Below are 11,651 nucleotides of genomic sequence, written 5' to 3'. Positions count from 1 at the left end.
AAATTGCACTATAACGTCGTTAAAAATTTTTTATTTAGAACAACTAGATACAAAAATTTTTGCCTAGTTCTAGCGTAATTTTCTTAACGTTAAATAGACCCCATATATAAGCAGATTGGTATAATTAGGGTTTTTCGCAAAAATAAATACTATTTAAAAAACAAGAACGCCCCAAATAAAGGAGCGTTTTTTATATAAAACCATACCTCATTAAATAATGGATATATGGAGTTTTTCTTTTCTTAATTAAAGGCCCGCACGCTCTTTAATAACAGCAATAAGAGGTGAACCGCCATTACCACTGCTTTCAGCCCAAGCGATGTCTGCGCCATCGGCAAGCGAGCTCTTCGATAGATTTTTAACTATGTACTCACCTGTGTCAACCGCATTGCTTGCGACAGCATGGCGTAACAAGTTATTACCATTACATTGGACTGCATCATAAATATTGCGAATTTTTACACGAGAACTTTTAAGTTTGCTACGTAGGCGATTTTTATCATCAGCAGCAATATACTCACAAATGGATACCGCTAATTGATCGTCAGCATTTACAGGCGCTGTATAAGAAAATGAACCAACTGCAACAGCAGCAATAACAACTAACTTTGATAATTTAGACATGATACACCTTTATGGTACTTTATTCCTATGTTGATTGGTCAATATTGTATCAACTAACTAAAGATACCGCAATAATGTTATTTAATTTTGTATAAAGTTACGAATTTATAACTAGATTTGTTTTTTTCATCAGCTTGTTTACTTTCTTCTTCTTTTATTTCCCAATTAGCAACTTTTTGGTAATCAGGAAACTGTGTATCACCATTAATATCTAAATCTATAAACGTTAAATATAGGCGATCAGCATGCTCTAAAAATTGCTGGTAAATATTACCACCACCAATAATCATCACTTCTTCCACATCACCAACTAGATCTAAAGCAGCCTCTGGTGTTGTAACAATCTCAATACCTTCCGCACAGTATTTGCTATTTCGAGTGATAATAATATTACGACGACCAGGTAAAGGACGCCCTATTGACTCAAACGTCTTACGACCCATTATTACCGGCTTACCCGTTGTTATTCTTTTAAAGTGCTGTAAGTCGGCGGGTAAATGCCAAGGCATTTTATTCTCTAAACCAATTACACGATTATTTGCCATTGCAGCAATCATTGAAATTACCATTCTAAACACCTAAAACTTTATAATTAAACAAAGAAAAAGGAGCGATTGCTCCTTTTATATAATTAACTGTAATTAACGCTCGTAGACAACTTCCACGTCGTAATCATCTTCATTCCAGTCATCCCAATCATCATCGTCGCCTTTAGTAGCTTTTTTATGATAAGTGTCCCACTTAAACTCAATTTCTTCATCTTTTATTTCAGCAAACTTTTCTTTCGGCATGCTATCTAATAACGTCATGATGTTGTGAATTAGAGGCTGAGTATTGAGTTTATTAATCGCTGAAATGTCATAAATATTTTCAGTCTCTCCAAGCTCTTCAGCTATTTTTTCGCATAAAGCTTTTGCTTCATCCTCAGGCAACAAATCTATTTTGTTGAATACCAACCAACGTGGCTTTTCAGCTAATTTTGGACTGTACTGATGCAGTTCATTAATTATTGCAAAAGCATTATCAATAGGATTTGAACCATCTGCTGGCAGTAGATCAATGATGTGTAATAGCACACGACAACGCTCTAAATGCTTTAAGAATTGTATTCCTAGACCAGCACCATCAGAAGCCCCTTCGATTAAGCCTGGTATATCGGCAATAACGAATGATTTATTTGCCTCAGGGCGTACAACACCTAAGTTAGGTATAAGCGTAGTGAATGGGTAGTCAGCCACTTTCGGTCTAGCTGCAGATACACTACGTATGAATGTCGACTTACCTGCATTTGGCAAGCCTAGTAAGCCTACATCAGCTAATAGCAGTAGCTCTAGCTTCAGGTTACGTACTTCACCTGGTGTACCTAATGTTTTTTGACGAGGCGCTCGGTTAGTACTTGATTTAAAGCGCGCATTCCCCAAGCCGTGGAAACCGCCTTTTGCAACTAGAATTTTTTGACCATGTTGAGTTAAATCGCCAAGCCCCTCTTGCGTTTCAACATCCATAATACGCGTACCTACAGGCACCATAACAAACAAATCATCTGCTTTTCTGCCAGTACAGTTACGGCTACGACCATTTGTACCGCGTTCAGCTCTGTGAAAGCGCTCAAATTGATAATCGATAAGGGTATTTAAGTTTTCATCAGCTTGCAGATAAACACTACCACCGTCTCCACCGTCACCGCCATCAGGTCCACCATCAAGAACATATTTTTCACGACGAAAAGACACGATACCGCTGCCACCGTCACCAGCTTCTGCGCGAATTTCTACTTCATCTACAAACTTCATGATTACTCACTTTAGGGATTGGCTTGTTAATTTAACTATTATATACCGAAGTAGCCTTTAGAGCACACAACGAAAAACACTTGGGTATATATTATAAAAGAACTGAAAACAAAAAACCCCGCAAAGGCGGGGTTTTTTAACTACCTTACTGATTACTCAGTTACGATAGTTACGTATTTACGGTTTAAAGGACCTTTCTGTTCAAATTGAACTTTACCATCTGCTTTTGCGAAGATAGTGTGGTCTTTACCGATACCTACGTTAGTGCCTGGGTGAAAACGAGTTCCACGCTGACGTACAATGATGCTACCCGCTAGAACTGATTCGCCACCAAAACGCTTAACACCTAGGCGTTTGCTTTCTGAATCGCGACCGTTACGAGTACTACCAGCTGCTTTTTTATGTGCCATTTCTAAGTACCTCTAATTAAGCGCTAATGCCAGTGATTTTAACTTCAGTGAACCATTGACGATGGCCCATTTGATTACGAGAATGCTTACGGCGTCTAAATTTAACAACCTTAATCTTCTCACCGCGACCATGTGAAACAACCTCAGCTGTTATTTTACCACCGTTTACGAACGGTACACCGATCTCGATTTTCTCACCATCAGCAACTAAAAGTACTGAATCAAATTCAACTGCCGCACCAGTTTCAACGTCTAATTTTTCAAGACGAATCGTTTGACCTTCCGTCACACGATGCTGTTTACCACCACTTTGGAAAACCGCGTACATAATTAACTCCGTCTGTGCGCCCTCAAATCGGCGCAACTAAAATATTCTTCGATAGGGCGCGAAGTTTACGCTAATGCGAAAAAACTAGCAACCCTCTTTTGTAATTAAAACGAATAAAAAGTAGCTGCATTGAGGACAATTCATTATTTCCTTCATTTTATATTAATTAGCCCTTTTGCCAAGTGCTTTTTAACCATTAGCTAAAATAAACTATCGCAGCTAACTAGGAGCGTTACAGTGTAATAATTAAACTTAACTGACAGTGCATTTTGATTATCAATTAACCAGTTACTTTGCCAAATTAAGTCTCTATTCAGTACTTTAATAGTGTTTTTTCAATCAATCGTCACAAAATATCGAGCTAGTGCATTTTTTGTTGTACAATCTGCGCCGTTCACACATAAAAATTGGCTCGGAGATCAATGGATATACAAGCTATCCAGGCGTTAATCAAAAGCGATATGAATGACGTCAATCAACTTATACATGCGCAAATGCGTTCAGATGTGGCGTTAGTTAACCAGCTTGGTTTGTATATAGTTAATAGTGGCGGCAAGCGTGTTCGTCCAATGTTAGCTATTTTAGCAGCCAAAGCACTCGGTTATCAGGGTAAAGATCATATAACGCTTGCGACAATTGTTGAGTTTATTCATACAGCAACGCTATTACATGATGATGTTGTAGATGAATCAAACTTGCGTCGTGGCACGCCTACTGCAAATGCTGAATTTGGCAATGCTGCGAGCGTACTTGTAGGTGATTTTATTTACACTCGCTCATTTCAGCTAATGGTTGGCCTAGGCAAAATGCAAATTATGCAAATACTTGCCGATGCAACCAATATAATTGCTGAGGGTGAAGTACTGCAATTAATGAACTGTAATGACCCAGATACAACTGAAGCTAGCTATATGCAGGTTATTTACTCTAAAACAGCTAAGTTGTTTGAAGCAGCCACCGGCCTTGCTGCGATCATTACAGAGCAAGATCAAGCTACACTTGATGCACTGAACCTTTACGGTATGCATTTAGGCACCGCGTTCCAGTTAGTAGATGATGTACTCGATTACAACGCAGATGCCGACCAATTAGGTAAAAACATTGGCGATGATTTAGCTGAAGGTAAGCCAACGCTTCCGCTTATTTATGCTATGCAGCACGGTAATGAGCAACAAACACAACTCATTCGTGATGCAATAGAGCACAGTAATGGCATGGATCATTTAGAAGAAATTTTATCTGCACTTAAACAAACCAACGCGCTAGAATTTACAATGCAAAAAGCAGAGCTTGAAGCAGACAAAGCCATTGCCTGTTTAGACTTTTTAGCTGAATCTGACTATAAGCAAGCTCTCATAAGCCTTGCCCGAATTGCGGTTAATCGCGACCACTAGTTACACAGTGTGAACTTAATTCTGAGCAAAAAAAAGCCTGCAAATGCAGGCTTTTTTGTTGCTCAAACCGGCTATTACGCCATGAAATCAACACCTTCTTTGATGTCTTTTTTCAGTGTTTCAAGCATGTCATTTTTTGCTTTTGTTTCAAATGCGCTTAGTTCGCCGTAAGAAAGGATTTCTTCTACGCCGTTTTTACCTAAACGTACTGGGTGTGCAAAGTACTCTGCATCGCCATTTTCAACAGCAACGTAAGCGTAATCTACAACTTCTTCACCCTGTAGGCCTTTAACTAAAGACATACAAAAACGAGCAGCAGCAGCGCCCATAGATAACGTAGCTGAACCACCGCCTGCTTTAGCATTTACAACTTCAGTACCTGCATTTTGGATACGTGGAGTAAGTGCAGCAACCTCTTCATCAGTGAAAGAAACACCTTCAACTTGAGAAAGTAGAGGCAGGATAGTTGTGCCAGAGTGACCACCAATTACTGGTACTTTCACTGTTGCTACGTCTACGCCTTTTAGCTCAGCAACAAATGCTTCTGAACGAATAACGTCAAGCGTAGTAATACCGAATACGCGTTTAGCGTCGTAAGTACCCGCTTTTTTGAATACTTCAGCAACAATTGGAACGGTGCCGTTTACTGGGTTAGTAATAATACCAACTAACGCTTTAGGACAGCTAGCAGCAATGCCTTCTGCTAACGTTTTGATGATACCAGCATTCACATTAAATAAATCAGCACGGTCCATGCCTGGTTTACGTGGCATACCCGCTGGAATAAGAACGATGTCAGAGCCTTCAAGCGCTTTGTTTAGTTCATCTGCGCCAAAACCTGCTACTTTAACATCTGTTGGGATGTGAGAAAGGTCAACCGCAACACCTGGTACTACTGGTGCAACATCATAAAGTGATAATTCAGAGCCAGCTGGTAAGCCTGTTTTTAATAATAAAGACAACGCTTGGCCGATACCGCCTGCAGCACCTAATACAGCAACTTTCATTGGAATTCTCCGTCATTTGAGGTAGGAAATATTTGTGGCTCTTAAGATAATGAAATTAGCGACTAAAAACAAATTTATCCTGTGTATTTCAGGTATATTTTCGACCATAGTTGTAAACTTTATTGGTTTATCGCATCAAACTGGCAAGTTAACTAAACAACTACTGCATAATTATTCATTATTGTGTAGAATTTACGACATAAATAACAAAAATGAATAAAGACTATGCAACCGCAAGATAAACAAGAAGCACTGGTAAAAGCATTTAAATCACTTTTAAAAGAAGAGAATTTTGGCTCTCAAGGCGAAATAGTTGACGCGTTAAAAGAGCAAGGTTTTGATAATATCAGCCAAAGCAAAGTATCTCGGATGCTAAGTAAGTTTGGTGCGGTACGTACACGTAACGCTAAACAAGAAATGGTCTACTGTTTACCTGCAGAAATGGGCGTTCCTACGGCAAAGAGCCCATTACGCCAATTAGTAATCGACATTATGCACAACGAAATGATGATCATTATTCGCACAAGCCCAGGGGCTGCTCAACTTATTGCGCGTTTACTCGATTCGTTAGGTAAAGCAGATGGTGTGCTAGGGACCATTGCAGGCGACGATACAATATTTATTGCACCTGCAAAAATATCTGAAATAGACGTCACACTAGAGCGCGTAAGACTATTATTCGATAACGTTTAATACCAACCGGCTTATATATGGGTCTATTTAACGATAAGGAAATTGCGCTATAACTAGGCAAGGATTTTTATATCTAGTTGTTCTAAATAAAAATTTTTTAACAACGTTATAGAGTGATTTAATTCGTTAACTTGTTCAGATATTTATGCCGGTTGGTATAACAAGCTAAAAAATTAAAGCTGCTTTAAAAATCCTATAGAGGGTGCAAAAAAAGCAGATCCCATGTCGGCTTGAGTGAAATCAAGCCACTGATCATAACACTCTTTCTCACCTAAACGGCTTTTCAGTACTTTTTCAAATGCTGTTCCTGTCGAGGCGCAGGAAATAGATAACATCCCTTGCTCGTAAACATCACCGTAAGGCATGCTCTGATTTAATAATAGCGGTTGCCCGCTTTCGTCTTTTAGCTCGCTACGCACAGCATGAGAGGTTTCTACAGTAGGTGTAATAAGCGTATTATCAAGACGCGTACGCCCCATTATTTGCTCTTGCTCACTCAATGATAAGTGCTGCCACATTGTTAAATCGTGCTTATAACGCTGCACATGAATATAACTGCCTTGATCTTCAAAGCTCCCCTGTTTATTTACCAGGGCCGTAGCACGTTTCTTTCTTCCAAGGGCTGTGTCGCCCCCATAAATGAAGCCGTTAAAATCTCGGCCATCCAAAAACCGAAAATTACGAATTTGCTCCACCAGCTCAACATCGGGGGCAAATAATTTTAAAATTTGCAGTGCAAATAAATGATTAACGTCTTCTCGGTCTGAGCGTATTTGTACGAATAAATCACACGGCTGCACGCTCATATGATGATCGCTGTGATTTATATTAGGAAAGCTCTGTAATTCACTTGGGATATATTCAGGCAAGATATGCGGCCAGTACTGTGCGCCGATAGCAAGCATGCATGACAGCATTGATTCAGAAAATTGATCGCTAAACTCTTCTTCTATTGCACTAACTTGCTTTAGTTTTGCGCGCAGAGACTCATCTTGGCCATCAAACACATTAAAAAATAAATGCAAACCGTGTAAGTTTGCCTCAGCACAAATCCCCGACTGCGCTTGCGCCATTGTCATTCCTTAGCTTATAAACGGATTAACACAGCGAATAACAAATTAGTTATGATTCGAAAAAATTCACCGTGTGAGGTTTTATTTTTATTATAACCTGCTCATTTTTATCAAATGATTGGCCATATTGTGCAGCAACTTCAATTTCCTGTTCAGCAATAACAACCATATAAACATACGCAGAGCCAATAAAGCGACTGCTTAATATTGTTGCTCGCTCGCTTTGTTCATTATGTATATTGTCGCTCACTAACTCTATTTGGTGAGGACGAACATATATTGTCCCTGCTTTTTCAGTATGTTCATGCGCAATATACGATTTAACTAAGCCAAACGGAGTACGGTATTCAGTCGCCGTTAACACTTCTGCGCTTAAGTATATGCCTTGACCCAGAAACTGCGCAACCTCCTTTGAGCTTGGCATTGAAAAAAGCTGCTCTGGCGAGCCTTGTTGGGCAATTTTTCCTCGATGCATAATGGCAAGTGTATCTGAAAAGGCAAATGCCTCCTCTTTTGAATGTGTTACAAATACAGCAGACACTTGAGATGTTTTAATAATTCGCCGTATATCAGCGATTAACTCAAAACGTACTTGAGTATCTATATTAGAAAAAGGCTCATCAAGGAGTAATAAACTCGGCCTATAAGCTAGTGCTCTAGCTATAGCAACACGTTGCTGTTGGCCACCCGATAACTGATGCGGGAACCTGTCGGCACAGCCAATTAAATGCACAAGCTTAAGCATTTCATCAACACGTTGCTGCTTCTGGGCTTTATTCATTGAACTTAGCCCAAATGCGATATTATTAGCGACTGTTAAATGTGGAAATAACGCATAATCTTGAAACATCATGCCGATGTTACGGTGCTCTGGTGAAATAAATGAGCTTTCATCACTCACCAATTTACCATCTATAAAAATACGGCCTTGGCTCGTTTCAATTAATCCTGCGATTGCTTTAAGTGTCGTTGTTTTTCCACAACCACTGGCCCCAAGTAAACACACTATTTCATCTTTACCAACCGTTAAATCTAGATCATGAAGCACCTGGGTGTCGTTATAGTGATAACTTACGCCTTGTAAAATTAAACTACTCATTTAACTACGTTGCTCCATAGAACGGTTAATAAAATACAAAGGAATAAAGCCCACAATCACAATAAATAAAGCAGATATAGAGGCCAGCTCTAGTTGCTCATCACTTACATACTGAAATACGTGAGTCGCCAAACTTTCAAAACCAAAGGGTCTAAGTAGTAATGCCGCTGGCAGCTCCTTCATACATTCAATAAATACCAGTAACGCCGCAGTAAGCAAACCTCGTCGTAATAGAGGCAAGTGTATTAACCTTAATGTTTGCCCTTGGCTTTTACCCATTGACTGACTTGCCATATCAAGTGATGGACTAATGCGTAAAAAGCTAGACTCTATCGCTCCATGTGCAATAGCGTAAAACCTAACAATATAAGCAATAATAATGGTAAAAACACTGCCGCTAAGCAGCAAACCTATGTCTAAATTATACGGTGCGAGTACTGTATTTATGGTGTTTTCTAACAATGTAAGCGGTAATAAAACCGCAATGGCAAGTACGGTGCCAGGCAATGCATAGCCTGTGCTTGCTAAGCGTCCAGGAATAAGTGGATATGTTTGTTTTGCCACGCGCTGATAAAAAACCACTAATATGCTCAAAGCAATGGTTACTAAACTCACTACTCCTGCTACTTTTAAACTTTGCCAAGCATAACTAAAAAACTCGCTGCTCCATGCTTTACCAAAATAAGTAACGGCATAATTAATAAGTACCGCTATGGGGATCATAAAAGAGATAAGTAAAATAAAACTACAAAATGCAGTGGCTAACCACCCTGACTTACCCTTTAAAATATAAAGCGATTCACTGTTAACGCTCGACTGGCGCTCAAACACGGCCTGATCACGGCGACTAAAGCGCTCAGCCATTAATGCTAAAAATAAAAGTAATAGCATAACACCTGATATTTTTGCAGCCGCTGTCAGTGAGTAATAACCAAACCATGTATCGTAAACAGCGGTCGTTAAGGTGCTTACAGCAAAGTAACTGACCGTTGCAAAATCAGCCATAGTTTCCATACTAATGAGCGCAAGGGCCGCAACAATTGCACCTCTGGAGAGTATTAAACTTACTTTAAAAAAACTTTTCCAAGGAGATAGCCCCATTAACTGGCTAGCTTGGACTAATTTAAACGATTGCTCGCGAAGCGCTGTTTTAAAAATCAAAAATAAATACGGATACAGGACCAAAGCAATCATCACTATGGCACCTGGTAATGTGCGTATATCAAAAAACCAGTAATCATTAGGTGATTGCCAGCCAAACCACTCGCGCAACGTTATTTGCACAGGGCCTGCGTAATCTAATAAATCTGTATATACGTAAGCAATAATATAGGTAGGCATAGCAAGGGGCAGCATAAGTGCCCATTCAAACTGTTTTTTACCGGGAAAGCGACAGTAAGCAGTTAGCCATCCAAGCGGCAATGCAATCACACAACTGAGCACACAAACACCCAAAATCAGCAACACAGTGTTAGTTATATAATCCCAAAGGACGGTATTCCAAAGGTGAGTAAACACCTCTGAGTCGCCTTGTAAGGATTCAAATAAGAGGAAGAACAACGGGGCCGACAATATTAAGCCTGTCGACCACGCAAATAGCTGCCATTTAGACAGCTTAAATTTATAATTCATTAAAGATCGAACTTCACCTCATCAATCAGCTTAAGTGCTAACGGACGATATTTACTGATCTCATCAAGTGGTAAACTGTCTTCCTTAAAGCTACCCCAAGACGCAACCAAACTTGATAATTCAACACCTGCCTTAACCGGATACTCCATATTAAGCGAGGCATACACGTTTTGTGCTTTATTGTCGGTCATATACTCTATAAGTTTCAAGGCATTTTCAGGGTTTTTAGCGAACTTTGTAATAACAGCACCCGATACATTTATGTGCGAACCACGGTTATTTTGATTCGGAAAATTAATATTCACCGCCTCAGCCCATGCTTTTTGTTCTTTATCTTGTAGCATTTTACCAAGATAGTAGCTATTGCCTAACGCTAAGTTACACAACCCCTCTTTAACCGCCTTTACTTGAGCACGGTCATTGCCTTGCGGTTTACGCGCTAGGTTATTTTTAACGCCTTCCAGCCACACTTTAGTCTCTGCCTCACCATGATGAGCAATCATAGATGCAACAAGCCCTAGGTTATACGGATGTTTTCCCGAACGAGTGCAAATTTGTCCTTTATATTTAGGGTCTGCTAAATCTTCATAAGTTAGGTTTGGTAACGCGCCTACACGCTCTTTTGACGAATAAACATTTCGCACGCGCTTTGTTAATGCAACCCACTGGCCATCTGTGTCACGAAAAGCTGCAGGCACATTTTTATTGACACTGTCGCTTTTTATTCTTTGCGTTAAATTTAAGTCTTCTAACTGAATAAGCGCACTAAAATTAGAGGTTAAAACTAGATCGGCTTTACTGTGCTTCCCCTCTCGTTTAACGCGTTCAATTAAACCCTTTTTAGCAAACACAACATTAGTTTTTATACCGGTTTGTTTTGTAAAATCATCTAAAATGGGTTGAATAAGGTACGGTTGACGAAAAGAGTAAATATTAACAACGTCATTTGCAAATGCAGGTACTGATACAACAAGTCCCAAAACGATAGTAAGTGCTTTCTTCATTATTTCACCTAAACAATAACTATTATCAAATAATTCTATCTTGAACCACTATAAAGTGCACACTTTAAATGGCTATAAATAGACAGAAACGCCTGAAATGGAAATATCATGTGGGAGATCTCTCACGGATATGACAGCAAATGAGTAAAATGTAACACAAAAAAGCAGCATAAAAAAAGTAACCCATTGTATTTTAATAACAAATATAAAATCACAGTTGCACTAGCTGTAATTTGATGCCGCTTTATCCTAGTTTAACTACCTTATTCACCTATAATTTATTCATCAACCAAGCAGTGATGCTTACGAGTAAATGGAAATGGATTGCTTACTCGACCAACCAATGATTAGGTTACTCAGGATAATACGGATTTTAGGACAGGCTCAGGACGAGTATCACAATGGAATGTTGCAATACGGACAGCGTCAGGAAGACGCGAAAAGGATAACAGCGCAGGTTAAGTTGTTTAACAGGACGTTAAAGGAATAAATGGACAGGCCTTTTTAGGTAACACAAGGGATTGCTTAAAACATGGATGCACTAGGAAGTGCAATTGAGGATTTGGTAATAGCATTTCCCCCTACAGGATGTTT

Annotated in this window: 13 protein-coding genes; 3 read left to right on the top strand and 10 right to left on the bottom strand. The window is 39.4% G+C overall.

The features are described from left to right. Positions 1 to 246: 246 nt before the first annotated feature. The 5 genes from H5119_RS02100 to rplU form a co-directional block, all read right to left on the bottom strand. Positions 247 to 624, bottom strand: coding sequence for a DUF3718 domain-containing protein (locus tag H5119_RS02100; RefSeq protein WP_077536919.1), 378 nt, complete (start codon positions 622 to 624; stop codon positions 247 to 249). A gap of 77 nt (positions 625 to 701) precedes the next feature. Next, positions 702 to 1,193: a type 3 dihydrofolate reductase gene (gene folA, locus H5119_RS02095; protein ID WP_182701011.1), complete on the bottom strand. Its 492-nt coding sequence runs from the start codon at positions 1,191 to 1,193 to the stop codon at positions 702 to 704. A 72-nt stretch (positions 1,194 to 1,265) separates the two neighbouring features. Continuing rightward, positions 1,266 to 2,417, bottom strand: coding sequence for an Obg family GTPase CgtA (gene cgtA, locus H5119_RS02090; protein WP_182701010.1), 1,152 nt, complete (start codon positions 2,415 to 2,417; stop codon positions 1,266 to 1,268). A 152-nt stretch (positions 2,418 to 2,569) separates the two neighbouring features. Beyond that, positions 2,570 to 2,827 carry a 50S ribosomal protein L27 gene (rpmA, locus tag H5119_RS02085; RefSeq protein ID WP_002957747.1) on the bottom strand — a complete coding sequence of 86 codons (258 nt, stop codon included), beginning with the start codon at positions 2,825 to 2,827 and terminating at the stop codon, positions 2,570 to 2,572. A gap of 16 nt (positions 2,828 to 2,843) precedes the next feature. Then, the gene (gene rplU / locus H5119_RS02080; protein ID WP_182701009.1) at positions 2,844 to 3,155 is read right to left on the bottom strand and encodes a 50S ribosomal protein L21; all 312 of its coding nucleotides are present in this window, start codon (positions 3,153 to 3,155) and stop codon (positions 2,844 to 2,846) included. A gap of 422 nt (positions 3,156 to 3,577) precedes the next feature. Here rplU and ispB point away from each other — a divergent pair, with 422 nt between their 5' ends. Continuing rightward, on the top strand, positions 3,578 to 4,549 hold the full coding sequence (ispB, locus tag H5119_RS02075; RefSeq protein ID WP_182701008.1) for an octaprenyl diphosphate synthase: 972 nt from the start codon (positions 3,578 to 3,580) through the stop codon (positions 4,547 to 4,549). A 74-nt stretch (positions 4,550 to 4,623) separates the two neighbouring features. On the opposite strand, the gene mdh is transcribed toward ispB, so the two are convergent. After that, positions 4,624 to 5,556 (bottom strand): malate dehydrogenase, encoded by a 933-nt coding sequence (gene mdh, locus H5119_RS02070; RefSeq protein WP_182701007.1) that lies wholly within the window; start codon positions 5,554 to 5,556, stop codon positions 4,624 to 4,626. Between the two features lie 34 nt (positions 5,557 to 5,590). Between mdh and H5119_RS02065 the strand changes: the two genes are divergently transcribed. Together H5119_RS02065 and argR are read left to right on the top strand one after the other, a co-directional pair. Continuing rightward, positions 5,591 to 5,776: a hypothetical protein gene (locus tag H5119_RS02065; RefSeq protein ID WP_125825543.1), complete on the top strand. Its 186-nt coding sequence runs from the start codon at positions 5,591 to 5,593 to the stop codon at positions 5,774 to 5,776. A gap of 5 nt (positions 5,777 to 5,781) precedes the next feature. Then, positions 5,782 to 6,249, top strand: a complete 468-nt coding sequence (gene argR, locus H5119_RS02060) for a transcriptional regulator ArgR (protein ID WP_024611653.1) — start codon at positions 5,782 to 5,784, stop codon at positions 6,247 to 6,249. Positions 6,250 to 6,422: 173 nt separating this feature from the next. On the opposite strand, the gene H5119_RS02055 is transcribed toward argR, so the two are convergent. Genes H5119_RS02055 through H5119_RS02040 form a run of 4 tightly spaced genes read right to left on the bottom strand, consistent with a single transcriptional unit; the run spans position 6,423 to position 11,057 of the window. Continuing rightward, complete coding sequence (locus H5119_RS02055; RefSeq protein ID WP_077536915.1) at positions 6,423 to 7,322, bottom strand: Dyp-type peroxidase; 900 nt, start codon at positions 7,320 to 7,322, stop codon at positions 6,423 to 6,425. 49 nt (positions 7,323 to 7,371) lie between these two features. After that, entirely contained in the window at positions 7,372 to 8,421 is a 1,050-nt protein-coding gene (locus H5119_RS02050) for an ABC transporter ATP-binding protein (RefSeq protein ID WP_182701006.1), read from the bottom strand. Then, positions 8,422 to 10,053: an iron ABC transporter permease gene (locus H5119_RS02045; protein ID WP_182701005.1), complete on the bottom strand. Its 1,632-nt coding sequence runs from the start codon at positions 10,051 to 10,053 to the stop codon at positions 8,422 to 8,424. Further along, positions 10,053 to 11,057, bottom strand: coding sequence for a Fe(3+) ABC transporter substrate-binding protein (locus tag H5119_RS02040; RefSeq protein ID WP_077536912.1), 1,005 nt, complete (start codon positions 11,055 to 11,057; stop codon positions 10,053 to 10,055). The genes H5119_RS02045 and H5119_RS02040 overlap by 1 nt, the downstream gene beginning before the upstream one ends. Positions 11,058 to 11,651 lie beyond the last annotated feature (594 nt).

It is taken from the genome of Pseudoalteromonas sp. SG45-5 (assembly GCF_014164085.1).
Lineage (GTDB): Bacteria > Pseudomonadota > Gammaproteobacteria > Enterobacterales > Alteromonadaceae > Pseudoalteromonas > Pseudoalteromonas aliena.
Note: the sequence above shows the minus strand (reverse complement) of the source record. Positions and strands in the feature narration are given on the sequence as shown.